Annotated in this window: 26 protein-coding genes, 1 tRNA gene and 1 pseudogene; 16 read left to right on the forward strand and 12 right to left on the reverse strand. The window is 38.2% G+C overall.

The window, feature by feature from the left end; translation table 11 throughout:
- Positions 1-90: 90 nt before the first annotated feature.
- Genes KX581_RS03320 through KX581_RS03345 form a run of 6 tightly spaced genes read right to left on the reverse strand, consistent with a single transcriptional unit; the run spans position 91 to position 6,132 of the window.
- Positions 91-1,293 (reverse strand): murein hydrolase activator EnvC family protein, encoded by a 1,203-nt coding sequence (locus KX581_RS03320; protein ID WP_120871570.1) that lies wholly within the window; start codon positions 1,291-1,293, stop codon positions 91-93.
- A complete protein-coding gene (locus KX581_RS03325; RefSeq protein ID WP_180755292.1) occupies positions 1,286-2,092 on the reverse strand; it encodes an FtsX-like permease family protein in 807 nt (268 codons plus the stop codon). Before KX581_RS03325 ends, KX581_RS03320 begins: the two co-directional genes overlap by 8 nt.
- Positions 2,079-2,750, reverse strand: a complete 672-nt coding sequence (locus KX581_RS03330; protein WP_000111069.1) for an ABC transporter ATP-binding protein — start codon at positions 2,748-2,750, stop codon at positions 2,079-2,081. The genes KX581_RS03325 and KX581_RS03330 overlap by 14 nt, the downstream gene beginning before the upstream one ends.
- Positions 2,747-3,928: a tRNA (guanosine(46)-N7)-methyltransferase TrmB gene (gene trmB, locus KX581_RS03335; protein WP_231175578.1), complete on the reverse strand. Its 1,182-nt coding sequence runs from the start codon at positions 3,926-3,928 to the stop codon at positions 2,747-2,749. Before trmB ends, KX581_RS03330 begins: the two co-directional genes overlap by 4 nt.
- A 10-nt stretch (positions 3,929-3,938) precedes the next feature.
- Positions 3,939-5,186: a fibronectin type III domain-containing protein gene (locus tag KX581_RS03340; protein ID WP_231175596.1), complete on the reverse strand. Its 1,248-nt coding sequence runs from the start codon at positions 5,184-5,186 to the stop codon at positions 3,939-3,941.
- Positions 5,149-6,132: an RluA family pseudouridine synthase gene (locus KX581_RS03345; RefSeq protein ID WP_120871578.1), complete on the reverse strand. Its 984-nt coding sequence runs from the start codon at positions 6,130-6,132 to the stop codon at positions 5,149-5,151. Before KX581_RS03345 ends, KX581_RS03340 begins: the two co-directional genes overlap by 38 nt.
- Positions 6,133-6,265: 133 nt before the next feature.
- On the opposite strand from KX581_RS03345, the gene KX581_RS03350 reads away from it, so the two are divergent.
- The 4 genes from KX581_RS03350 (at position 6,266) to KX581_RS03365 (ending at position 8,642) form a co-directional block, all read left to right on the forward strand.
- Positions 6,266-6,706 (forward strand): GTPase, encoded by a 441-nt coding sequence (locus tag KX581_RS03350; protein WP_231175579.1) that lies wholly within the window; start codon positions 6,266-6,268, stop codon positions 6,704-6,706.
- On the forward strand, positions 6,633-7,436 hold the full coding sequence (locus tag KX581_RS03355; RefSeq protein ID WP_231175580.1) for a YcjF family protein: 804 nt from the start codon (positions 6,633-6,635) through the stop codon (positions 7,434-7,436). Before KX581_RS03350 ends, KX581_RS03355 begins: the two co-directional genes overlap by 74 nt.
- Before the next feature lie 22 nt (positions 7,437-7,458).
- Entirely contained in the window at positions 7,459-8,604 is a 1,146-nt protein-coding gene (locus tag KX581_RS03360; protein WP_180629458.1) for an FtsW/RodA/SpoVE family cell cycle protein, read from the forward strand.
- Positions 8,566-8,642: transfer RNA gene (locus tag KX581_RS03365), tRNA-Ile, on the forward strand. The genes KX581_RS03360 and KX581_RS03365 overlap by 39 nt, the downstream gene beginning before the upstream one ends.
- 26 nt (positions 8,643-8,668) lie before the next feature.
- Here KX581_RS03365 and KX581_RS03370 read toward each other — a convergent pair.
- The 6 genes from KX581_RS03370 to KX581_RS03395 all read right to left on the reverse strand — a co-directional run bounded on the left by KX581_RS03370 (position 8,669) and on the right by KX581_RS03395 (position 13,975).
- Positions 8,669-9,625 (reverse strand): ribose-phosphate pyrophosphokinase, encoded by a 957-nt coding sequence (locus KX581_RS03370; protein ID WP_080280280.1) that lies wholly within the window; start codon positions 9,623-9,625, stop codon positions 8,669-8,671.
- A gap of 64 nt (positions 9,626-9,689) precedes the next feature.
- Complete coding sequence (locus KX581_RS03375; protein ID WP_231175581.1) at positions 9,690-10,175, reverse strand: HIT family protein; 486 nt, start codon at positions 10,173-10,175, stop codon at positions 9,690-9,692.
- Between the two features lie 9 nt (positions 10,176-10,184).
- Positions 10,185-11,666 carry a Mur ligase family protein gene (locus tag KX581_RS03380; RefSeq protein WP_231175582.1) on the reverse strand — a complete coding sequence of 494 codons (1,482 nt, stop codon included), beginning with the start codon at positions 11,664-11,666 and terminating at the stop codon, positions 10,185-10,187.
- Complete coding sequence (estV, locus tag KX581_RS03385; RefSeq protein ID WP_231175583.1) at positions 11,653-12,378, reverse strand: lipase EstV; 726 nt, start codon at positions 12,376-12,378, stop codon at positions 11,653-11,655. Before estV ends, KX581_RS03380 begins: the two co-directional genes overlap by 14 nt.
- A complete protein-coding gene (locus KX581_RS03390) occupies positions 12,378-13,421 on the reverse strand; it encodes a D-alanine--D-alanine ligase (RefSeq protein ID WP_231175597.1) in 1,044 nt (347 codons plus the stop codon). The genes estV and KX581_RS03390 overlap by 1 nt, the downstream gene beginning before the upstream one ends.
- A gap of 77 nt (positions 13,422-13,498) precedes the next feature.
- Positions 13,499-13,975: a phosphatidylglycerophosphatase A family protein gene (locus KX581_RS03395; protein ID WP_231175584.1), complete on the reverse strand. Its 477-nt coding sequence runs from the start codon at positions 13,973-13,975 to the stop codon at positions 13,499-13,501.
- A 148-nt stretch (positions 13,976-14,123) separates the two neighbouring features.
- On the opposite strand from KX581_RS03395, the gene KX581_RS03400 reads away from it, so the two are divergent.
- The 12 genes and pseudogenes from KX581_RS03400 (at position 14,124) to KX581_RS03455 (ending at position 25,185) form a co-directional block, all read left to right on the forward strand.
- A complete protein-coding gene (locus KX581_RS03400) occupies positions 14,124-15,233 on the forward strand; it encodes a pyridoxal-phosphate-dependent aminotransferase family protein (RefSeq protein ID WP_231175585.1) in 1,110 nt (369 codons plus the stop codon).
- An 8-nt stretch (positions 15,234-15,241) separates the two neighbouring features.
- Entirely contained in the window at positions 15,242-15,703 is a 462-nt protein-coding gene (locus KX581_RS03405; protein ID WP_231175586.1) for a phosphoribosyltransferase, read from the forward strand.
- Between the two features lies 1 nt (position 15,704).
- Positions 15,705-17,024 carry a 30S ribosomal protein S12 methylthiotransferase RimO gene (rimO, locus tag KX581_RS03410; protein WP_231175587.1) on the forward strand — a complete coding sequence of 440 codons (1,320 nt, stop codon included), beginning with the start codon at positions 15,705-15,707 and terminating at the stop codon, positions 17,022-17,024.
- Positions 17,025-17,129: 105 nt separating this feature from the next.
- Positions 17,130-17,846, forward strand: coding sequence for an AAA family ATPase (locus KX581_RS03415; RefSeq protein WP_231175588.1), 717 nt, complete (start codon positions 17,130-17,132; stop codon positions 17,844-17,846).
- Between the two features lie 5 nt (positions 17,847-17,851).
- The gene (locus KX581_RS03420) at positions 17,852-18,793 is read left to right on the forward strand and encodes a hypothetical protein (protein WP_231175589.1); all 942 of its coding nucleotides are present in this window, start codon (positions 17,852-17,854) and stop codon (positions 18,791-18,793) included.
- Positions 18,790-18,981, forward strand: coding sequence for a hypothetical protein (locus tag KX581_RS03425; protein WP_231175590.1), 192 nt, complete (start codon positions 18,790-18,792; stop codon positions 18,979-18,981). The genes KX581_RS03420 and KX581_RS03425 overlap by 4 nt, the downstream gene beginning before the upstream one ends.
- Positions 18,971-20,691: pseudogene (locus KX581_RS03430) on the forward strand (LeoA/HP0731 family dynamin-like GTPase). The gene KX581_RS03425 and the pseudogene KX581_RS03430 overlap by 11 nt, the downstream one beginning before the upstream one ends.
- Positions 20,692-20,782: 91 nt before the next feature.
- Complete coding sequence (locus tag KX581_RS03435) at positions 20,783-21,088, forward strand: radical SAM protein (RefSeq protein WP_120871598.1); 306 nt, start codon at positions 20,783-20,785, stop codon at positions 21,086-21,088.
- Between the two features lie 8 nt (positions 21,089-21,096).
- Entirely contained in the window at positions 21,097-22,164 is a 1,068-nt protein-coding gene (locus KX581_RS03440; protein ID WP_231175591.1) for an HP0729 family protein, read from the forward strand.
- Positions 22,165-22,186: 22 nt separating this feature from the next.
- Positions 22,187-23,218: a tRNA lysidine(34) synthetase TilS gene (gene tilS, locus KX581_RS03445; RefSeq protein WP_231175592.1), complete on the forward strand. Its 1,032-nt coding sequence runs from the start codon at positions 22,187-22,189 to the stop codon at positions 23,216-23,218.
- Positions 23,219-23,311: 93 nt separating this feature from the next.
- Entirely contained in the window at positions 23,312-24,298 is a 987-nt protein-coding gene (locus KX581_RS03450; protein WP_231175593.1) for a tRNA dihydrouridine synthase, read from the forward strand.
- Entirely contained in the window at positions 24,268-25,185 is a 918-nt protein-coding gene (locus KX581_RS03455) for an outer membrane beta-barrel protein (protein WP_231175594.1), read from the forward strand. The genes KX581_RS03450 and KX581_RS03455 overlap by 31 nt, the downstream gene beginning before the upstream one ends.
- The last annotated feature ends 152 nt before the right edge of the window (positions 25,186-25,337 follow it).

Genomic DNA, 25,337 nt, shown 5'->3' on the forward strand with positions numbered 1-25,337 from the left:
CCAAATTTTTCCATGCCTACAAGTATAATGATTTATTTGTTTGCATAAGCTCTTTAGCCAATATCGGCAATAAAAATGATTTGTTAAATCTTAATTGCGTGCGATGAGTTCTAAGGGGTTGATGTGTTTTTCTCTCATGGTAACTTCAAAGCCCAAGCGTTGCTCAATGCGCCCTAAAACATAGCCTTTTTGGATGTGCATGCCACTTTTAATGGTGGGGGCGATTTTATCCAATTGAGAATAAATCGTGCGGATGCCGTTTTTATGCTCAATGATAACTACTTTTTTAAGCATGTTGATTTCTTTGGCGAACACGATTTTCCCGTCTAAAACATTACGCACCAAAGCGTTTGGGGTTTTTGACACTAGCGTAATGGATTCGCTAAAAATTTTTAAATTATAAACCGGGTCAATATAGGGGCCAAATTTTTGCACCACTTCATAATCGTTCAAGGGAGCGATCGTTTTTGGCCCGTTATAGCTCGTGGTGTTGATATTTTGATAAGAACTCGCTACTTGTTTGACTTCTAAGGCTTGAGAAGATTTTTTCAAACTGACTTTTTCTTCATTTTCTTTATTTTGTTTGATGATATTCAAGCGTTTTAAAAGAGCGTTTAAATTCTGGCGCTCTTTTTCTAAAAGGGTTAATCGCTGGTTATAGATCGCATAGTCTTTTTGCATGCTCAAAATGAGCTTATTTTGTTCGGTTTGCAAGGATTTTAAGGTTACTTCACGAGTTTTTTGCTCATCTATGACAGATGAGATTTTTTGAATGCTGCTTTTGACTTTTAAAGCTTGCACATTGAGATCCTTTTCTTCTTGGCTCAGTTGCGACATTTTAGATAGAGTGCTTTGGTGCAAGTTTTCAAATGCTACTTGCAAAACAACATCATTAGAAGAGGCTAAATTCTGCCCCTTTAGGGCTTGTGAAAAAAGAAAATCCTCTAAAAGCGTATCAAACACCCTCTTTTGTAAAAATGATCGTTGTTTTTGCAAATGATCTAAAGACTTGCGGTAGTTGGTTAGGACTTTTTCTTGCGCCAAACTTTCGTTACGATTTTTTTCAAGACTCTTTTTTAAGGCAACCATTTGGTGCTCAATTTCCGCTTTTTGAAGCTCTTTAGAGCGGATCGCTTCGCCTAAAGAACTCAAACGGCTGTTTAGTTGGTTTTTTTCTTCATGGGTTTTTTTCAAGAGGGTTTCTTTGTGTTGGATATCTTTAGCAATATCGCTCACTTTTTGCGTGTTAGCTGATAGTAAGGTGGCTAACAAAAACACCCCTAATTTATACATGTCTAGTCCTCCAAGCTACAAGTAAAACAGAAACAAATGAGACCACAAGGCTAAAAAGCAGTCCCCATAAAAAATGGTTTAAAACAAACGCGCCTCCTATAATACCCAAAGTATCCATCGTTTTTTCAAAACCTTTTTGCGAAGTGGTATAGAGCATGAGCATGGGGGCTAAAAAACTAGCGATTAAAGAATCCACTAAAGCTATTTTATACAAAAACCCGTTTTTAAAAGACACCGAAGCCCCTAATAAATCCATGATCTCTAACCTCTCATGGTATTGATAGATCCAGATGCGGACTTGCTTGAACATCAATAAAACCGATAAGACAAAGACCACTAACGCAAAGATATAGACCGCTGCTTTAATAAAACTCAAGAGATCATACACTTGCATGTAAGTTTTGGCAAAGACTTCAACTTTTTGAACGCCAGGGATTTTGAGCAATTTTTCTTTAATGTTTTCTAAACGCTCTTGAGTGGGGAATGTGGAAAGTTGTAAAGAATAAAAAAAGGGTAAATTTTTTTTTAATTCCTTAAGCCCGTCTGTACCTAAAGTTTTTTGAAGAGGCTCTAAAGAGTAATTAGGATCAATTTCTTTTAACGCTATGATTTCGCTAAAATTTTGACGCAACAATTCCAAGCTTAATTTTTGCGTGCTGGCTAACACGACCGAATAATCTTCAATCAATTTTTTTTCTTTCTGCTCGATCGCTTGATTGATAAACAACACACACTCCAAGCTAAACAATAACGCTACTAGGGGAATGATAAAGGCTAAATGCTTTTTAAGAGTATTCATAAACTTCCCCATCTTCTATGTAAAATTTTCGGTGATAAGCGCTAAAATTTTTAGGGAATTTGTGTGTAACCACCACGATCGTAGCGTTTAATTGCGTGTTCATGCCCCTTAATAAGCTCCAGATTTTATCGCTAGAATAATCGTCTAAATTCCCAGTAGGCTCATCGGCTAAAATGAGTTCAGGGCAGTTCGCCATAGCCCTAGCCATAGCCACTCGCTGTTGTTCGCCTCCGCTGAGTTCTTTGGGGTAGCGGTTAGCTTTATGGCGTAAATCAATATGCCCTAAAAGTTTTTCTAGCTGCAAGTGGCATTCTTCTTTTTTGATCCCGCAAATTACCATCGGTAGTTTGATGTTTTGCTCAATCGTGTAATCTTGGATCAATTTATAATCTTGGAAAACCACGCCAATATTTTTACGCAAATCTAAAATCGTTGATTTTGAAGCGTTGTTCATATTGATATTGCAAACTTCTAATTTACCGCTAAAAAGTTTTAAATCCCCATAAAACGATCGCAAAAGCGTGCTTTTACCGCTCCCGCTAGGCCCTGAAATGAACACAAAATCCTTGCGTTTGATGCGTAAATTCGCATGCTTAATGACCGGTTCGTTTTGCTGGTATTGTAAGCATAGATTGTTCGCTGCGATGATCACACTCATCCAATTCCCTTTTGGCTTAGGATATTTTGAAGCAAAAGATGCGCTTTGTGGTTGTTTAAGGTTTTTAAGGGGCTTTTATTGAGATAAAAAATCTGATTTTCTGTTAATAAAACAAACAAACGCACAGGCCAATCAAAATCCCCCATACTCAATTCCACTAAAAAATCCCCCTTATTCTCATAAATATTACAAACATGCACAAAATACCCCTCTTGGATGATTTTTTTGGTTTTTAAAATCGTTTTAACGCTCTTTTTACTCATTGTTATTGTATCAAAAGAAAAATCAAATGCATGGTTGTAAAAAGGGGTTTCATTCCATTCTAAAGAATAAATTCTTAAATCATAAATATCTTTTTTGAGTTTGTTCCAACGCGCTTCATACTTGCTGACAACCGGTATTTGAGCGTTTTTTTTGATTTCTATCTCGCATTGAAAGTTTTTTAGGGCTAATTTCAAGCTGTCTTCAAAATAAAGGCTATCATCGGTTCGTAATTCCAAAAACCCTTTAGGCTTTAAAACCCTTAAAGCTTCGTTTAAAAACTTTTCGCTTAGCACCCGGCGGTGTTTTTTTTCATTCCATGGCACAGGGAAATGCACAAAAATTTTCTCGCACTTGTGATGTGGCATGCTCTCTAAAACCAAACGGCCATCGCCTTGCAAGATGTGCAGATTTTTTAAATCCAGCAACTCAATTTGCTTTAACGCTTGTGCGATAGACGGGGTGTGAATCTCTATCCCTAAGCATGTTTTAGTAGGGTTGTTTTTGGCTAATTCTATCAAATGCCTGCCGCTCCCAAAACCAATTTCTACTAAAATAGGGGCTTGATTTTTTTGAATAAAGTCTTCAAAATTTCCTAAATCAAGGGCTTTTTTTCCGCTCGCATGTTTAGAATTTTCTTGCAAATTATGCGAAATGACTTCAAAAGATTGCGAATAAATCCTTAAAACTTGCTTTAAAACCTCTCTTTTTAAGGGCGTTGCTTTTTCGCTTTTGATCAAAAAATCATTCGCTCGCCTGATTTTTTGCAATAAAAAAATATGATCCTTAAAACTCGCATACACACAGCTTTTAGTGGGGTGTTTTAAGCTTAAAAATTCCTTATGAAAACAAAAATCCCCTTCAATTAAGGGGTATTTTAAAGGTTTAAAATCCAGCTTGGCTAAAAAATGGGGCATTAAAACCCTTTTAGCGCTCTAAAAACAAACGCACTTCTTTGCTTGGGTGCGATTCTAAACCATCTTTATCCACGCTCACCACTTGATAGCGGTAAGCCACGCCCACTTTCATGTCCTTATCCACGAATTGGTTTTTGGTGATATTCCCAAAGCGCAAAGGGGTTTTAGAGTTGGCTTCAAAACGATACACCGCATAAGTGGTTATTTTAGCGCTTGGGTTATTTTCCCATTGAATGAGGGCTGAAGAGTCTTGAATAGTCCCTTTAGTGATGATAGGGGCTTCGGGTCTGTCAGCGGTCTCACCTATTGCAGGCTCTTTGGGTAATGCCCCTTCAAGATGCGTTTTATCAAGGGCGACGACTTTGTAATAACGAGTGAGGTTGTCTTTTTCTATTTTATCCACATAGGAAGTGTTGGTGGTTTGAGCGATGAATTTGTATTTATCGTTGCGGTTATTGGAAGCGTAAATGCGATAAGCTATCACATCTTCTTCCGGGGATTTATCCCAACTCAATTCAATGTGTCGTGTGAGGTTTTGGCTCACTCTAACATTAGCGATTTCTTTGGGTAAATCTTTGGTTTTCCCTTCTACTATGATGCTAGGCCTAGATTTATCCCCCATGAAATTTTCGGCGATGACTTGGTAGCGGTATTTTTTCCCATCTTCTAAATCTTTATCAAAAAACTCCACAAACAAGCGGTTTTTTACAGCCCCTACATTTAAAAATTTGCCGTCTTTATTCTGCCTTTGAATGATGTATTTAGAAACGCTAGGGTTAGGGTGCGGGCTCCAAAAGACTTTCACGCTTTTAGGGTATTCAAGGCTTGCAAACACGCTTTCTACAGGATTGATAAAAGAGGTTTTTACTAAAATGGGTTCTGAAAGTTTAGAGATTTTATCGCCCTTGTAAGTAGCGAGCTGGTAAGCGTAAGAACTTTCTGTTTCTAGCCCCTCATCATAATAGTGGGTCGCATAAGGGTTTTTAATCGTGGCGATTCTTTTAAGTTTGGAGTCTTTTTTCAAACGATACAAAATAAACCCATCAATATCATAAGTATCAGCGATTTTAGGCCATTCAAAACCCACTGAACTCACATCGTTAATCGTTTTAACAGAATAAACTACCGGGAGATTAGGGTCTGTATTTTCTTGATTGTTAAGGGCTGAAAAAGTATGATTCTTGGTAGAAGAACACCCTATAAAAACCGCTAATACCACACTACTTTGCAATAAAAGCGTGAAGTATTTTTTCTTCATCCAAGACCTCATCTAAATTCTCCTTGTCAAAAACTTTTTTAAGGTATTCTAACATATCCTTTAATAGGGGAACTTTAAAGCGCAGTTTTTGCTCGCTTCTAGGGTGTTTGAACTCTATCAAATAGGCATGCAGCATGATCCTTATTTCTTCTTTAGGAAGCGCTCCATTAAGCCCGTAAAGATTGTCGCCTATGATGTGTCTGTTCAAATATTCTAAATGCGCTCTGATCTGGTGCGTGCGCCCGGTGAATAGTTTAGCCCCTATCAAATCCATGCCATTTTGAGAAGTCAGTAAGCTAGTAAATTCGCTTTTAGAATAGCGGCTTTTTTCTTTTTTAGCCGCTTTGAGCGCTATCATTTTTAAGCGGTTATTAGGATTTCTTGTCAAATAGCATTCCACGCTCATTTTTTCTTCTTTTAGGGGCATTGAAAGCAAGGCGATATAATAGCGCCCCATTGTTTTAGTTTTGAGCTGCTCGCTCAAATGAACATGGGTAAAATTGTTTTTAGCGATGACAATCCCTCCGCTTGTGTCCTTATCCAAACGATGCACAATCCCATAGCGCTCTTTTAAGCCAAGATTAGAAAGCTCGTAATTTTTAGATTCCAACCAATCCACTAAAGTAGGCTCTTTCACGCTTGGGGCTTTATGGACGACTAGATTAGGGGGCTTATTCAACACTAACAAGTCTTCATCTTCAAAAATGACTTCTATTTCTAAATCAAGCTCTTTTTTTAAGGGTTTGGGCGCGATTTTGGGCGTTAAAAGCGTGATTTCATCGCCCTCTTTTAAAGCTAGCCCCCCTTTTTTGACCTCCTTTTTTTGACAAAACACTAGCCCCTCTTTAATCAAATTCAATACCTGGTTTTTAGAAATTTGCAATTCTTTGGCTAAAAATTCATCAATGCGTTTGTAATGGGTAGGGGCTATGAAAACTTTTTGCATCCAAACTCTTTTTTGCATTTTTAAAAACCATTATTCTACTCAAAACCTTAAAAAAATCCTATTTCATTATTTTAATACGCTATAATCGGTGCGACAATATTGTGTGGCTCAAATCATTTTTAAAGGGGTTCTAATGGAACACGATAACTCTTTAGGCGGTGCGTTCAATAAAGAAACGGGCGGATTAAATACAGATAAACTTCGTGAACACTTTAAAAATCTCAAAGGCATTAAAGAGAGCAAAATGAATATTTTGCTTATGGGGTATACTGGGAGTGGTAAAAGCTCGTTCATTAACGCTCTCTTTGGTAAAGAAATCGCTAAAACAGCTGTAGGAGAGCCTATTAATCAGCACATTGGAAAATACATTGATGAACAGAAAGGCTTGGTTTTTTGGGACACTCAAGGCATTGAAGCTGCAGATTACCACGACACCATGCAAAGCATTAAAAAAGAAATGGAAGATTCTTTTAAAACGCTTGATAAAAAAGAAGCCATTGATGTGGCGTATCTGTGCGTTAAGGAGACTTCTAGTAGGGTTCAAGAGAGAGAGAGAGTTATTAAGCTTTGCTAGAAATTGGAATATCCCAACGATTTTCGTTTTCACCAACACACAAGAAAAAGCCGGCGATGCCTTTGTTAAAGAAACTAAAGGGATCATAGACGAAGAATGGGGGTTTAAAGGTTTTGTCAGAGCTTATGTGAGAGTTAATTCCGTTGCCTTTTCATTTAGGGGGTTGAAAGTCCCTGTTGAAGGTTTAGAAGAATTGGTAGATGAAACGAAAAAATGTCTTTCAGACGCTATGAAAAACCATTTTTTGCGTGTTCAAAAAGTTAAGATCCAAGAAAGAAAACAGGCCATGATAGAGGAATGTAAAACCATTATCCATGTTGCATCAGGAGCGGCTGGGCTTATCCCCATACCCTTTAGCGATGCGCTCGCTATCGCGCCCATTCAAGCAGGAATGATCTATAAAATGAATGACGCTTTTGGAATGGATTTGGATAAATCTGTGGGTGCGAGTTTGGTCGTAGGATTGTTAAGCGTAACCGCTGCCGCGCAAGTGGGGAGAACGCTCGTTAATGGTTTCCTTAAATTCATTCCTGTTGTGGGGAGTGTTGCAGGGGGTGCAACCGCTGCTGTTATCACAGAAGGCATTGGGTTTGCGTATTTGAAAGTGCTAGAAAAGTGCTTTAATGATGAGACGGGCGAAGTCAATTTGCCTGATGAAGTTGGCATGATAACTTCTCTCTTTAAGGAGAATTATCTCAATTTGGATACAATCAAAAAATTAAAACCATAAGATTAGGGGTTATGAAAAACGCATGGCATTAGACAAAAGAATCTGGATACATTTTGATCTTTTGCCTTTTGTGTTTATCATCCCCTTGTTGGTGGTTTCTTTTTTGTTGATTTTTGAGAGCAGCGCGGTTTTGAGCTTAAAGCAAGGGGTTTATTATGCGATAGGGTTTCTTCTCTTTTGGATCGTGTTTTTTATCCCTTTTAGAAAGCTCGATCGGTGGCTCTTTGTGTTTTATTGGGCGTGCGTGATTTTATTGGCGTTAGTGGATTTTATGGGGTCTAGCAAGCTTGGGGCGCAGCGATGGTTAGTCATTTCTTTCACTTCTATCACTTTACAGCCCAGCGAACCCGTGAAGATCGCTATCCTTTTACTATTGGCGCATTTGATTAAAATAAACCCGCCTCCTTTTAAGGGCTATGATTGGGGCATGTTTTTAAAGCTTAGTTTTTACATTTGCTTACCGGCGGCTTTGATTTTAAAACAGCCTGATTTAGGCACGGCTCTTATTGTGCTCATCATGGGTTTTGGGATTTTACTTATCGTGGGTTTAAGGACTAGGGTGTGGCTCCCTCTTTTTATCGCTCTTTTAGTGGCTTCGCCTGTCGCTTATCATTTTTTGCATGATTATCAAAAAAAGCGCATCGCAGACTTTCTTTCTGAAAAGCCCAATTACCATGTCATGCAATCCATTATCGCTATAGGATCGGGCGGGTTTTTAGGCAAATCTAAAGAGGCTTGCACGCAAACCAAATTCAAATTCTTGCCTATCGCAACGAGCGATTTCATCTTTGCTTACTTCGTGGAGCGTTTTGGGTTTTTAGGGGCTATGTTGCTTTTTGCGATTTATATAGGCTTGAGTTTGCATTTATTTTTTTATCTGTTTGAAAGCAACAGCGATTGGTTTTTAAAGATTGTAGCCCTTGGGATTTCTATTTTAATCTTTGTTTATTCCAGCGTGAATATCGCCATGACTTTAGGGTTAGCCCCTGTGGTGGGGATTCCCTTACCCTTATTCAGCTATGGGGGGAGCAGTTTTATCACTTTTATGATCCTGTTTGCAATCCTAGAAAACCTGCTTGCTTTTCGCTATATTTTTGGATACAATAGCAAACCATCCTTTGGGAATTTTGGATTCTTAGCTCAGCTGGTCAGAGCACTCGGCTCATAACCGATTGGTCGTAGGTTCAAGTCCTACAGAATCCACCACTCCCGCTTTTCTTTTATCCCCTTTTTTAAGTGAAAAGCGATTGGACGCTTTCGTTATGATAAATCCTTCTGATCACTTCCGCAAATAAGGGTGCTACGCTTAAAGTGGTGATTTTATCGCATTTTTGAACTAAAGGGATAGAGTTAGTTACCACCACTTCATCTAACGCGCTTTCTTTAATGCGCTTGATCGCATTCCCGCTCAAAACCGCATGCGTGCCTAACGCCATGACAGAAGTCGCCCCTTGCTCTTTTAAAGCCAAAGCGGCTTTACAGATCGTGCCTGCAGTATCAATCATATCATCCACTAAAATCACATCGTGCTCCTTGGCTGAGCCGATAATATTCATCACTTCGCTTTCATTAGCTTTTTCACGGCGCTTATCCACGATGATTAAATCTAAGCCCATTTGATTGGCAAAATACCTAGCTCTTGTAACCCCACCCACATCAGGGCTAGCGATCACAGGGTTTTTTAACGCTTTAGAGCGGATATAGTCTCTAAAGACAATAGATCCGTATAAATTATCTACCGGCACATCAAAAAAGCCTTGGATTTGCCCGGCATGCAAATCCATCGTAATGATCCTTTCAATCCCCACTTCTTGCATCAAATTAGCGACCATTTTAGCCGTGATAGGCACTCTTGGAGCCGCTTTTCTGTCCTGTCTGGCATAGCCAAAATACGGCAACACCGCTGTGATAGAATTGGCCGAACTGCGCCTTAAAGCATCTACCATGACTAACAATTCCATTAGATTGTCATTGACAGGCACGCAAGTGGGTTGGATGATAAAAATATCTTTACCGCGCACCGATTCGCTGATTTGGATATTGATTTCGCCATCGCTGAATTTGCCTATCACCGCTTTGGATAAGGGAAAGCCTAAATGCTTTGACACTTCTTTGCCAAATGCAGGGTGAGCGCTCCCTGAAAAAATTTTAAAACCACGCATCTTTGCCTTAAACCCACGCGCCTTCATCGCTGACACTCCTTAAAATGAATTAAAATCAATTGTAGCACACCCAAACTAAAAGCGTTTGTTTTCAATGAAGCTCCTTTTCTAATAAGTTTTTTAAGGTAAGATAGGTTTCATTAAGATCAATCCCGCACACCCTGGTTTGAGCGATAACACTCATAAAATTGCTATCGCCTAAAAACCTAGGCACTAAATGCATGTGCAAATGCTCAGGAATCCCTGCTCCGGCGTTTCTGTGCAAGTTCAAACCTAAATTGATCCCTTGAGCGCCATAAGCATACAACGCTTTTAACACTTTAGGCGCTAATTTATTCATGTTCAGCCAAGTGTTCAGATCTAAAAGTTCAACGCTCGCTTGATGCACATGAGGAACGATCAACAAATGCCCTGGGTTATAAGGGTAGGCGTTCATCACCACAAAGAGATCGCTATTTCTATAAAGCACTCTGTTCTCTGGATCTTTTGTAGGGTTTTGAGAAATTTCACAAAAGATACAACTCTTATTTTTCTCTTTCAAATAACTTTCGCGCCAAGGAGCGTATAAATGTTGCATGTTCATTTCCTAAATGTAATTAGGGGCGTCATTAGCGAATAAAATCAAATCGCCTTGAATCGTGGTGGCTTGTAAGATATTTTCCAATTGCGCCTTATCCTTGAGTAAGATTTTTTGGGGGGTTTTTAATTTGGAAGCAATCGTTTTGGAATTCAACTCCCCTGTGATGATAGCGACATCAAAAACCCCGTCTATTTTTTGCGCTAAAGCCTCATTACTTTCTGTATTGCTTTCCACTAAGCCCGGTGTTACAATGACTTTACGCCCTTGATGCAAACTCGCTAAACGAATGCCCTCTAACATGCCCTTTAAATTCCCGTTAAAGCTATCGTCTATGATGATTTTTTGATTCACTTCCAAAAGTTGCAAACGATGGGCAATAGGGTTGAGTTCCAAAACAAGCCGTTTGATCCTTTCGGTCTCTAAGCCTAAATGCTTAGCGATTAAAATGGCTGAAGCGATATTATAAGCGTTAAATCTGCCTAAAACTTTCGTTTCAAAGCTTTCCCAAACGCTATCTAAAAGCATTTCAAAAGAAGTGCCTTTTAAAGTGGATTGGATGTTTTTAACCAAGCTAGAAACATCTATTAAAGGGCTATCTTTAGGGGCATAGGGTTTGATTTTTTCTACAGAATAACAAAAGGCTTTTTCTAAGCGTTTGGAATCCAATAATTCCGCTTTAGTCTCGCAAATATTTTCTAAAGTTTTAAAGTATTCTAAATGCTGTTCGCCCACTTCTGCGATCACGGCAAGGTGTGGTTCAATAAGGCGGGTGATTTCTTTAATATCGCCCTTATTCCTTGCTCCGGCTTCAGCGATATAGATTTCGCTCTTATCATCTAAATTCTGGTTAATATCGTTCGCAATGCCTAAAAGGGTGTTGACGCTTTTGGGGCTTGCATGTGCGTTGAATGTGGTTTGTAAGATTTGAAGCAAGAAATTTTTGGTGCTGGTTTTCCCAAAGCTTCCGGTAATGGCGATGACTTTTAAATTTTTTAAAGAGGCGATTTTGTCTTTAGCGGTTTGCAAATACCGCCTAGATAGGACTTTTTCAAAGATTAAAGAAGCGCTCAAAACAAATGTGAATAAACACAAATAGCCTAGCGCGAGTGAAATCCCATTCAAAGGGACTAGTTCTATATTTAAGATTTCATGCAAGATTAAAAAGAGTAATAAGAAGATGAAAAAGCGCTTCACCCTTGGCGTGAAAACTAAAGGCTTGTCGTTGCGTTTGGCCCAAACAATGAGCATGGGCATTTGAATAACGCCGCAAAAGAAATCAAAAACAAACGGCATTTTGAAAGCATACGATAGGATAAACATCCCCAAAGGCAATAAAAAATAAATCCCATGCCAACGCATTTTGTGGTGCTTGGTTAAGATCCTAAACACGCTGTAATGATACCATTGCAATAAAGTCATTATATAATAGCCAAGCCCTGTTATAAAGAGCCAACGAAACGCTAAATTCAGCCAACTAAGACTTTGCATGATGGTAATTCTCCACTAGTTTTTCAATCTCTTTTGCTTGGTTTAAAAAAAAGAAATGATCCCCTTCCAAAACGAATAACGTGCTTCTTTTTAATAAGGTTTGCATTTCTTGAGCGGAGCTTAAGGGGGTTGCTTTATCATCTTTACCCCAAAATAATAAAACTTCCTTCTCGCATCGTTTGAAATGATCGCTAAAGTCTTCGCTAATTACTTTTTTAAAGGTTTCATACATCGCTTGATTAAGCCCCATAGCGTCCTTACTCCTCAAAAACCCTAAATTCAAGCCTAATTTTTTAAAGATTTTAGCTAAAAGGATTTTACAACGCACTTTTAAAGGTTTTGGCTCTAAGATCCCTGCGCTGCTCAATAAAACAATGCGTTCGTTTTCGCACAAGATCGCTACTTTCCCTCCAAAGCTATGCCCAAAAACGACATGCGCTTTTTTATCCACGCTTTTTAAGAACAGATTGATGATATTAGCATAATCTTTAGTCTCTAAGACTTTTTCATCGTTAGGGCTTTGATTGAAGCCGGGCAAATCCACATACAAATGGTTGTAATTTAAAAAACAGCCTTGAAACGCTTGTTGCATGATTTCTTTAGAACTCCCCCAACCATGCAAAAACAAGGCGTTTAAAGGGCTATGGTGGTCTATAAAAGTGTAGGAAATGTCAAAAACGCTATCCAAATAAGCGATACTGCGTTTGGCCATTACTTATTCTTTTGGATTTGCAACAAATAAGAGTTTTTGATTGGGATTTTAGGGGTTTTGGGTAATGATTGCGCTAAATTTTCTAGCGTTGTTTTAAAATCATCAAACAAATAATTGGCCAAACTGCCAGGAATGGGGTTAATCTCATTAAGATACACTTCATTTTCTATAACAAAAAAATCGCAACGAATAAGCGCGCCATCAAACAAATCGTTATAGAGTTTTTTAAAATTTTCTTTCAATTGTTCTTCTAGGGTGTTAGAAAGATTCGCTTTAGGGGCTTTGGTGCGTGAAAAATCCAAATATTTTTGTTTGAAATCTAAAAATTCCTGTTTGTTAGGCTCTTCAATATAGGAAAAACAAAAATCCTTTTTGATCTTGCAGCCGGCTAAATTGTATTCTTTCACTCCCTGAATGAAAGGCTCTATTAAAACCTCTTTAGAATATTCAAACGCGCCGTCTAAAGCGTAAATCAATTCTTTTTCTTCTTTCACAACGCTCACCCCTAAAGAGCTCCCAGCGTTATTAGGCTTGATTATAAAAGGAAAATTAAAGCCAATCAAATTTAGAGCGTTAGCACGGTTTTTTTCATTCAAAAGAACATAATCTAAAGCCTTTACCCCTAAGTCTTTGGCGTAAAGCTTGGTTAAATATTTGTTATAACTCAACACGCTCGCTTCAATCCTAGGGCCTATAAAAGCGATACGATAAAATTCTAACAAGCTCGCTAATTTCCCATCTTCGCCATCGCCCCCATGCACAAGATTAATCACTAAGGGTAATTCTATTATTTTAGTGCCTAAAAACGAGTTTTTAAGCAAGCCATTATGCGTAAGGATTAGGGGGGGTAATTTTTTTTCTTTGATTTGAGCGAAGTATTTTGAATGCATGTTGGATTCTTCAATCAAATAAAAATGATGGTTTTCATCTAAAAAAATAAAATATCTAATCCTATCCTTTAGCGCTTCTTTAAGCGCGATCGCGCTCACAATGCTGATTTCATGCTCAAAACTCGCCCCACCAAATAAAACGCAAAATTCCACGATCAAACTCCCTAAAAACGATTGCAATAAAGTCTATCTATATTTACCTAAAAAAAGGCTTTTGAATTTTCTTAAAATTAAAGTTTAATGTTAAAAAATCCTAAAATATTGATGACTAATAACACGCTCAATCCGGCTAAAACACCCGCTAAAGCGTCATCAGCCACAACCCCTAAGCCCCCTTTAACTTCTTTGTCTATCTTGCCAATGAGTGAGGGCTTAGTAATATCATAGATCCTAAAAAAGATAAAACTCAAAACCACGCCCGCTAACGATAACCCGCTAATCGCCATCGCCAACCACATGCCCACTAATTCGTCTATCACAATATAAGAGCTGTCATGGATCTTGCTCTCCTCTTCTTTCTTATCTATTTGAGTGATAGCGATAAGCCCAATCAAAATGGCCGCTAAAAACAAAGTGTTAGCCGAAAAAATTAAAATAGGCAAGCCTAGTAACAACGCTACCAAACTCCCTATCGTTCCTGGAGCTTTTTTAGAATACCCGCTAAAAAAAAGGGTTAGAAAACACGCACGAAGACCAAATTTATCCAATCATTGCCTTAAATTCTTTTTAAATCATGGCATTTTAGCATTTTATTTGCATTAAAAAGCGATTTTCTTAAACAATAAGGCTTAATTTTAAGCGCGTTTTAGTATGATAGCTTTTAAATTCTCTCAAAAATTAAAGGTTAATTTTAAAATGTTGCTTTTCACTCCAGGCCCTGTAGCCATTAGCGAAGAGATGCGCTCAAGCTTTTCTCAGCCAATGCCCCACCACCGCACCAAAGATTTTGAAAAGATTTTCCAAGGCGTGCGAGAAAATTTAAAAAAAATGACCGGTTTAGAAGAAGTTTTGCTTTTAAATAGCAGCGGGACGGGGGCTATGGAAGCGAGCGTGGTTGCTTTGTGTCAAAAAGAGTTGCTTTTTGTTAATGCGGGCAAGTTTGGCGAAAGGTTTGGCAAGATCGCTAAAGCCCACTCCATCAAAGCCCATGAACTAGTCTATGAATGGGACACACCGGCTCAAGTGGATGGGATATTAAACGCGCTTAAAGCCAACCCTAACATTGATGCGTTTTGCATTCAAGCATGCGAGTCCAGTGGGGGGTTACGACACCCTGTAGAAAAAATCGCTCAAGCGATCAAAGAAACTAACCCGAATGTTTTTGTGATAGTAGATGCTATCACCGCTTTAGGGGTTGAGCCTTTAGAAATAACGCATGTTGATGCGCTCATTGGAGGGAGTCAAAAAGCGTTCATGCTGCCTCCTGCGATGAGCCTAATCGCATTGAGCCAGAAGGCGATTGAGTGCATAGAAGAACGCAATGTGGGGTTTTATTTCAATCTAAAGAGCGAATTGAAAAACCAAAGAAATAACACCACAAGCTACACCGCTCCTATTTTACACACTTTAGGGTTGCAACGCTATTTTGAATTGGTGCAAAATTTAGGGGGCTTTGAAGCACTTTATAAAGAAACTAAACGAGTCGCTTTAGCCACTCAAAAAGCCGTTTTAGGTTTGGGTTTAAAGATTTTCCCTAAAAGCCCAAGCTTGAGCATGACAACGATTATTAACGAGCATGCCAAAGAATTGAGAAACCTTTTAAAAGAAAAATACCAGGTGCAATTTGCGGGCGGTCAAGAGCCTTATAAAGACGCACTCATTCGTATCAACCACATGGGGATCATTCCTGTCTATAAAACCACCTACGCCTTAAACGCCCTAGAATTAGCCTTAAACGACTTGGATTTAAGGGAATTTGACGGCGTGGCGAATACAACCTTTTTGAAGCAATATTATGAAATTTAAGGACTATAATGCATTATTCTTATGAAACCTTTTTGAAAGACAGCCTAGAATTAGTCAAACAAGTAGAGAGCATTTGCGGTGTCCCAGAAGCCCTTGTGTGCGTGATGCGAGGGGGCATGACTTTAGCGCATTTTTTGAGTTTGCACTGGAATTTAAGGGAAGTTTATGGCATCAATGCGATTTCTTATGACACCACCAACCAACAAAACGCCCTAAAAATTGAAAATATCCCCACGATCAAAGAGCGTTTAAAAACCATTCTTGTGGTAGATGAGATCGTAGATAGCGGTAATTCTTTAGAAGCGGTGCTTAAAGTGTTAGAAGACAAACACCCTGATAAAAAGTTTTATAGCGCGAGTTTGTTCCAAAAAACAAGCGCGAAATACAAAGCCGATGCGTTTTTAAAAGACGCTCCTGAATGGATTGATTTCTTTTGGGAAGTGGATTTGAAAAACTTAAAAAGCCATTAACATGCAAATTAAAGAAAACAAACAACTCTGCTTAATTTCATTAGGTTGCTCTAAAAATTTGGTGGATTCAGAAGTGATGTTAGGCAAGCTTTATAACTACACGCTCACTAATGACGCTAAGAGCGCTGATGTGATTTTGATCAACACTTGTGGTTTTATTGAAAGCGCCAAACAAGAGAGCATCCAAACCATTCTAAACGCCGCTAAAGACAAAAAAAGGGGGGCGATTTTGATTGCGAGCGGGTGCTTGAGCGAACGCTATAAAGATGAAATCAAAGAGTTGATCCCTGAAGTGGATATTTTTACCGGCGTGGGGGATTATGACAAGATTGACATAATGATTGCTAAAAAACAAAACCAGTTCAGCGAGCAAGTGTTTTTGAGCGAGCATTATAACGCGCGTATTATCACAGGTTCTAGCGTGCATGCGTATGTGAAAATTTCTGAGGGTTGCAATCAAAAATGCTCTTTTTGCGCTATCCCTAGCTTTAAGGGGAAATTACAAAGCAGGGAATTAGACTCCATTTTAAAAGAAGTGGAAAATCTCGCGCTTAAAGGCTATACGGATATGACTTTTATCGCTCAAGACTCTAGCTCCTTTTTATACGATAAAGGGCAAAAAGACGGCTTGATCCAGCTCATTAGCGCGATTGACAAACAGCAAGCCTTAAAGAGTGCTCGCATTCTATACCTCTACCCTTCTAGCACCACGCTAGAGCTTATTGGTGCGATTGAAAGTTCGCCCATTTTTCAAAATTATTTTGACATGCCCATCCAGCATATCAGCGACTCCATGCTTAAAAAAATGCGGCGCAACTCCAGCCAAGTGCACCATTTAAAGCTTTTAGATGCCATGAAGCAGGTTAAAGAAAGCTTTATCAGAAGCACGATCATTGTAGGGCATCCGGAAGAAAATGAGGGCGAATTTGAGGAATTGAGCGCGTTTTTGGACGAGTTCCGGTTTGACCGGTTGAATATTTTTGCTTTCAGCGCTGAAGAAAACACGCATGCCTATTCTTTAGAGAAAGTGCCTAAAAAAATCATCAACGCTCGCATCAAAGCCTTGAATAAAATCGCTCTAAAACACCAGAACAATTCCTTTAAGGCTTTGTTAAATAGGCCCATTAAGGCGTTAGTGGAAAATAAAGAGGGCGAGTATTTTTACAAAGCAAGGGATTTGAGATGGGCGCCTGAAGTGGATGGGGAAATCTTAATCAACGACAGCGAACTAGCCACCCCTTTAAAACCCGGGCATTATATGATTATGCCTAGCGAATTTAAAGACAATATCTTACTCGCTAAGGTTTTAAGGGCTTTTTAAAAGCTAGCCATAGGGCTAAAAGCGTGGCTGTAGCGTGGCTGTAGCGTGGGGGTTTGCGTTTTTTTTTTGTTAAAATGCGTCAGAAAATTCCGGCAAGAGACAAAAATGAAAAAGATTTATTCTGATGTGGAGAAAAGCATCAAAGATCTCCAAAAGATTTTTGAAAATACCGATGGCGGCGATGAGAGATTAAGAAAGTTCAACCAAAAAGCCCTAGAGTTGTTCAAAAAACTAGAGTCTGAGAGCTTAAAAGAGCTTGAAAGTTTAAAAAATAATGAAGAGTTGGAAAAATTTACCATTGCTTTTTATGGGGAAACCGGTGCGGGGAAATCAACCCTCATTGAATGCTTGAGGCTGTTTTTTAAAGAACCAGGCAAAATGGATCAACAAGAGCGCTTCAAGCGGCTCTATTCAGAGAAAAATCATAGAGGCAGCGGGCATGCTCTTTTGGAGCTAGAAAAATTTCAAGATGGAGCGATTATAGGCGATGGGAGGAGCGATTTCACTACAGAAACCAAATCTTACACCCTCAAACACAACAACAAAACCTTTACTTTACTGGATGTTCCAGGGATAGAAGGCGACGAAAAAAAGTTATTGAACAAATTTCTAACGCAACGCAAAAAGCCCATGCTATTTTTTATGTTACCAAAAAGCCCACTCCTCCGCAAAAAGGAGAAGAGAGGAAAGAAGGGACGATTGAAAAAATCCAAAAACAACTTGATTCGCAAACAGAGGTATGGACGATTTTCAACAAACCGATTAACAACCCGAGAGCTTTTAAAGATGGGCTTATTGATGAAAACGAAAAAGAAAGCTTAAGAGATTTGAATGAAAAGATGAGAGCCATTTTAGGCAAACACTACAAGGGACACCAAATAGTCAGCACCCAAGTGGCTTTTTATGGCCTTTCATCGGCACTACTGCCAGAGACTGATTTTTATAAAAACAAACAAAAATTTCTAGCAATTTTTAAAGTAGAAGAATTGTTATTGAAATCTCATTTTAAACAATTAGGTGAATTTATAGCCGGAACGCTTCTTGAAAACTCACGCAAAAAAATCATAGAATCCAACTGCAATAAAGCCTTAAAAGTGATAGAAAAATTGCAAAAAGCGATCGTAACCACGATTGAAAAACAGATCGATCCAACCATCAGAGAAATAAAGAATCACCACCAAGAAGTTTGTGATAATTTGGATCGTTCTAAAGAAAAATATATATCCAATTTAACCAATTCAGCGTTCAGCAAAATCGATCAATTCAAATCTGACTTGAGAGAAAAAATGTATGCGCATATTAACAAAAATATTGAAGATGAGGAATGTAAAGAAATTTTTGAAAATGAACTCATTCAAGGAATTGAAACATTGCATGAAGACATAAAATGGCAGTTTAGAGAATGTGAGAAACGATTTGATGGAGAGATAAAAGAAGCTATTAAACAACTTGAATACAGAATTAAAGATTCTCTAGCAATGTTAGAGCACATCAGTATTGATAGAGGCTTTAATCTTGATTTTGATACTGATAGCGGCATTGATGGAACAAAATTAGCCACTTCAATAGGAGGTTTGGGTTTGCTTGGGATATTTAACGCTTGGAATCCTATGGGTTGGCTTGCTCTGACTGCAGGGATTATTACAGGATTAGTTGGAATAGCCAGATCAATCTGGAGCTTTTTTAGTTCAAGATATAAAAGATCCCAACAAAAAAAGAAGTGGATAAGAATTTACATCAAATTTGTGAAAAAATTGTGCAGGATGTGAAAAGCCGACTTGAAAGTCGCAAAAAAGACATATGGGAAAAGATTGGAAAACTCAAAGCCAATCTTAGACCTGTTGATAATTACGAACGCATGAAAAGACAATTGGAAGAAGCCCATGAAAAATTAGGATACATTTCTAATAGTATCCATCTAACAATATCAAAACAAGGAGCATGCAATGAAGAATGAAACGCTAGAACAATTTAAGAAAAATCAAGAGAGGAATCAAAAAAATCTCCAAAAATTACTTGATTTTGTCCATACTGGGGAAGAATACGGCATCAATATTGAAGAGTCTCTCAAAGACAAGATCCGTAATGCGATGGAAAATGTGGGCGATCAAAAACTTAAAGTGGCGTTGGTGGGAGGTTTTTCTTGCGGGAAAACCTCCATAGCGGCAGCTTGGATCGATCGGCTAGATGAGAGCATGAAGATAGACCACAAAGAATCCAGCGATGCAGTTAAAATCTATAACATAGATGATGAAATGGAGCTGGTTGACACCCCGGGACTATTCGGGTTTAAAGAAAAAATAACTGATAGCGGCAAAATAGAACGCTATAAAGATATTACGAAAAAATATATCAGCGAAGCCCACCTCATTTTATACGCGCTCAATCCGTCAAACCCTATCAAAGAAAGCCATAAGGACGATTTGAACTGGTTGTTTAGGACGCTCAATCTTTTATCCAGGACGATATTTGTCATCAGCCGTTTTGATGAAGAAGCGGATATTGAAGATGAAGAAGATTACAACAAAAGATTTAAAATCAAAAAAGAAAACATCCAAAGCCGACTGAATGAATTGATTTTTTTAAGCGAAGAAGAAAAAGAAAGTTTGATTATTGTCGCTGTTGCGGCAAACCCTTTTGATTTGGGGGTGGAACACTGGCTAAAGCATCAAGAAGAGTTTCAAAAGCTCTCACATATCAAAGCCTTGCAAGACGCGACGCAAAAAAAGATTAAAGAAAATGGCGGGAAATTAACCATTATGGAAGAAGCCAAAAAAAGCGTCATTCAAGATGTGGTCTATAGGCAAATGCCGCCCGCAAAACAAGCGTTGCAAGATATTAATGGAGAAATGGAATATTTGAATAAAACGCTTGAAAAAAGGCGAAAGGATCTTCAAGATCTAAACGGAGAAATTTCTCAAGCCCGCATTAATTTAAAAGAATTTATAACGAGGTATTTCAGCGATCTCATCCTTCAAGTTTCTGGCACCAGCCTAGAAACCTTTAATGATTTTATTATTAGAGAAATAGGCGATAAAGGTATCAATATAGACACAAGAGTCCAAAATGAATTTGAAAGGCAAACGCAAGGGATCTTCAATGAAATGGCTAAAATTGAAACGGGTTTTAACGCCGATATGAGTTCTTTTGAAAAACATGCCGGAACATTGGGGAAAATTGGAATCAATTTTTAAATCAAAGCGGGTTCATCAATGCAACTAATATCAAACTGGCTAGAGACACGATAGTGGCTGTGGCAAAATTTACAGACATAGATTTGGCTTTGAAATTCAAACCTTGGGGTGCTGTCAAATTGGCAAGCAATTTGAACAAAGCTTTACCGCTTATCGGTCTTGCTTTTGAAGTGTGGGATTCTTGGAAAGAAAGCCAAGAAATAGAAAAACTTGAAAAAGCTAAAGAAGAAATGAAATCTAATTTTGACGGACAAAAACAAGAAATCTTAAATCTCATCAATGATGAAACCAGATTCAAACAGACATGTTTCCCAATGGCGTTGGAACTGGAAAAATGCATTCAAGCATGCGAAGAAAGCGTTAAAAAAACGCAAGAGTTTAGTGAAGGACTTGAAAAGTGGATTCAAACTGGCGAAGATTTTATCAAGGGCGAAGATTTTATAGATGTTGAGCCTAAAAGAGGAATGAACTGAATTTGTGTTAAAATACCGAATGTGCCAACGCTAGAACGCTTGCTAGTTTTTGGCTAGTAAGCGGTGTTTTAAATCTTTTAAAGGAAAGGCGATGTTTTCTAAAATTTGCCCAATTCTTAAGCTTTTAAACGCGTTTAGAGGCTCTTTATTCAAACGCATTTCAAGCCCCGTGCAGAGTGCTCGCATTGCCAATATGGTTTTGGATATAAAAAACGCTCTTGAGGGCGAAAACGATCCATCAAACAAGGCGGGCAAGACTTTGGATTTGATCGTGGGTTTTAAGAAAGAATACCCACAGGATTTTGACGAATTGTTTGAAATTTTAAAAGAACTCATCCAAGAATACGAGCAAAATCCTGATGAGATCAAGAAGAATCTTAAAGAAATCTTAAAGTAAGGCAAGGCATGAACCATCTTTTAATCCTCTATAACCCTTACTATCAAAAAGATGTTATCCAACAACATTTAAGCGTTTTACAGGAAAAATCCCAAGTGGGCTTTGGTAAAATCCGATCAAAGCTCAACGATCAAGAAAAGCAAGACTCTTTAGAAGAGATTTACAAAGCCACCAATGAAGAAAATTTTTTGCAGCTTTTTTTGACCGATTACGCTAATTTATTTGCCGCTAAGGTGATAAAGGTTTCTAAAGAGATTGATGAGAGTTTGATCCCTAGTTATTATAAAGAAAAAAATTTGGAAGTGGAAGACTTTTTTATTATCAGCTATTTAAGGGAATTAGTCAGGGAAGACTTTAGCCTTTTAAGGGATCAATTTTTAGCCAATTTCATCGTGCCCAACAACCACACTTACGCTATTTATGGGAATAATTATGTCTATCCTTTGCCGGTGAGGTTGAAAGAAGAGCGTTCTTATTTTTTAGGCGATGAAAAACATTATTTGAGCGTGTATAAAAGCAAAGAATATTTGATCATGCAAGAAAATTTCATGCGTTTTGTTTTTGGCAAAAGGCTTTTTTACCTCTTACACCCTGACAGCATCAATAACATCATTCATGCAGAATTAGAGCTTTTACAAAGCGAAAACGATCTTTTGAATGATTTTACAAGCATCATCGTCAAATACTCTAAAACTTTAGAATATGAAATTTATCTTTTTGCTAAAAAAGTCCTTTTAAAGGCGTGTGAAAAAGATCCCAACCTTTATGATTTAAATTATAAAGTCCAAGGAAAATCTTTGATACTTGAAGATTTTTTCACTCAAAAGCCCAATCTTGGGAGTATTAAATTTTTACTCAGACACGAAAAAATCCAATACCATTTAGAAGAAAACTTAAACCGATTCATCAATTATTCTTTTTCAAAAAGCCTCACTCTCATTCAAGATATTCGCAATGAAGCCGTCCATGAAAAAGCCCCGAGTTTGCATGAAGTAGAAAAACTCAGGAATGAAATTTTAGGCATAGAAAGCGCGAGCTTGTTGAAAAGCATTCTTTCTCGCAAGGAATTTTTGTGAAAGAATGCGATGAATTAAATCTATGCTTAATGCCGATTTGATAGCACGAGATTTTAAAACCTATTTAGAGCCTTTAAGAGGGGGGAAAAATTTATTGGGTTTTTCGGGTGGGTTGGATTCTACTTGCTTGTCTCATCTTTTAGTTGAAGAAAATATCGCTTTTGACATCGCTTTAGTGGATTACAACACGCAAAAACAACGCCTTGAAATTATCCAGCACGCCCAAAAACTCGCCCAAGCGCACCATAAAAAATGCTATATCCACTACGCTCCAAAGATTGAGCGCAATTTTGAAATGCAAGCGAGGAAGATCCGTTATGATTTTTTTGAAACTTTGATCAAAGAGCATTCTTACAAGCATTTGATTTTAGCACACCACTTGAATGACAGGCTGGAATGGTTTTTGATGCAACTAAGCAAAGGAGCCGGACTGAACACGCTTTTAAGCTTTCAAGCTTATGAAAAAAGAGGGTTTTATGCGATTGTTCGCCCCTTACTTTACACCCCTAAAGAAACCCTTAAAGCGCTCGTTAAAGATTGGGAATTTTTTGAAGATGATTCTAATTCTTCTTTAAAATTCAAACGCAATTTTTTTAGGAAAAATTACGCTAACTCCTTGATGCAACATTATTCTAAGGGCATTATCCAAAGTTTTAAATTTTTGGATAAAGAAAAAGAGCGGCTTTATTCTTTGATGCCCGTTTCACAAATGCATGGGATCATTTTTTTTAAGTATTCGCAAAATGCGCTTTTTATGGTGGATAAAATCTTAAAGCAAAAGGGGTATGTGTTGAGCTTTTCTCAAAAAGAAGAAATCAAACGCCATTTTTTTAGCCTAGAAATCGCTCAAAAATTCATCATTGAAAAGGATAAAGAGCATGCGTTTATCGCCCTTAAACCCCAAAAAACTTTAAGCATGCCAAAGGATTTTAAAGACAAAGCTAGGAGATTGAATATCCCTAAACGCTTACGGCCTGTTTTATACGCAGAGTTTTTAAAACAACCAACGCATGATTTTTTAACCCGTTTTAAACAGAGTTTAACGGATCTATAAAAGAGCTTCATTTCAATCCAGCGATAAGTTTTTAAAGCGCTTTTTAACCTTGATTGTGTCAAAATACAGCAAAAAACTTTGATATGAGAATGAATGGACTTTAAGAATAAAAAATGGCTTTTTCTAGCCCCTTTGGCAGGCTATACGGATTTGCCTTTTAGGAGCGTGGTGAAAAAATTTGGCGTAGATGTTACCACAAGCGAAATGGTGAGCTCGCATTCGTTGGTGTATGCGTTTGATAAAACTTCTAAAATGTTGGAAAAATCCCATTTAGAAGATCATTTCATGGCACAAATTTCAGGCTCTAAAGAGGGCGTAGTCAAAGAAGCGGTGGAAAAAATCAACGCTTTAGAGCATGTGAGTGGGATTGATTTTAATTGCGGTTGCCCTGCTCCTAAAGTGGCTAACCATGGTAATGGTAGCGGGCTATTGAAGGATTTAAACCACTTGGTGAAGCTTTTAAAAACCATCAGAGAAAACACTAATAAAAAAATCACAAGCGTGAAAGTGCGTTTAGGCTTTGATCAAAAAATCCCTAAAGAAATCGCTCATGCCTTGAATGACGCGCCGGTGGATTATGTGGTGGTGCATGGGAGGACACGAAGCGACAAATACCAAAAAGACAAAATAGATTATGAAAGCATCGCTTTAATGAAAGGGATTTTAAAAAAGCCGGTAATAGCCAATGGCGAAATTGACAGCGTGAAAAAAGCCTTTGAAGTCTTGCAAATCACGCAAGCTGATGGGCTAATGATAGGGCGAGCAGCCTTAAGAGCCCCATGGATATTTTGGCAAATCAGAAACAACACCACCGAATTGCCCGCAGTCGTGAAAAAAGACCTGGTTTTAGAACATTTTGATAAAATGGTGGAGTTTTATGGGGATAGGGGGGTGATCATGTTTAGGAAAAATTTGCATGCTTACGCCAAGGGCGAAATGCAAGCGAGCGCGTTTCGCAACTGCGTCAATACCCTTACAGAGATAAAGGGCATGCGAGAGAGTATAGAGGAATTTTTTAATCAAGAAATGTTGCAAAGTGAAGTGCCATTATGGGTAGAATTGAATCAAAAAAGCGTTTGAAAGCGCTTGTTTTTTTAGCCGGTTTGGGGGTTTTGTGGGGCAATGCCACTGAAAAAACGCCTTTTTTTAAAACGAAAAACCATATTTATTTGGGTTTTAGGCTAGGCACAGGGGCTAGCACGCGCACAAGCATGTGGCAACAAGCCTATAAAGACAACCCCACTTGCCCTAGCAGCGTGTGTTATGGCGAGAAATTAGAAGCCCATTATAAGGGGGGTAAAAACCTGTCCTATACTGGGCAAATAGGCGATGAAATAGCTATTGATAAATACCATATTTTAGGATTAAGGGTGTGGGGGGATATAGAATACGCTAAAGCACAATTAGGTCAAAAAGTGGGGGGCAATACCCTTTTATCCCAAGCCAATTATGACCCAAGTGCGATTAAAACCTACGATACCGCTTCAAACACTCAAGGCTCTTTGAATTTGCAAAAAACCCCAAACCCTCAAGATTTTCTTTTCAATAACGGGCATTTCATGGCGTTTGGCTTGAACGTGAATGTGTTTGTCAATCTCCCTATAGACACCCTTTTAAAACTCGCTTTAAAAACAGAAAAAATGCTGTTTTTTAAAATAGGCGTGTTTGGTGGGGGTGGGGTGGAATACGCCATATTGTGGAGTTCTCAATATAAAAATCAAAACACGAATCAAGAGGATAAATTTTTTGCAGCGGGTGGGGGTTTTTTTGTGAATTTTGGGGGTTCTTTGTATATAGGCAAGCGCAACCGCTTTAATGTGGGGTTAAAAATCCCTTACTATAGCTTGAGTGCGCAAAGTTGGAAGAATTTTGGCTCTAGCAATGTGTGGCAGCAACAAACGATCCGACAAAACTTCAGCGTTTTTAGGAATAAAGAAGTTTTTGTCAGCTACGCGTTCTTGTTTTAGGCTTTATTCCCATTAAATACTGATGATAAAATTCAAAAGATCATTTTATCGTTACAAGAATCAACACTCCAAAGATAAATAGGTTAAAATACTCCAAAATCTTTTTTTTTTTTTTTTTTGAAATACAATAAGTCTATGGTAAAATCAAATCA

Source organism: Helicobacter pylori (assembly GCF_021062735.1).
GTDB lineage: Bacteria > Campylobacterota > Campylobacteria > Campylobacterales > Helicobacteraceae > Helicobacter > Helicobacter pylori_DN.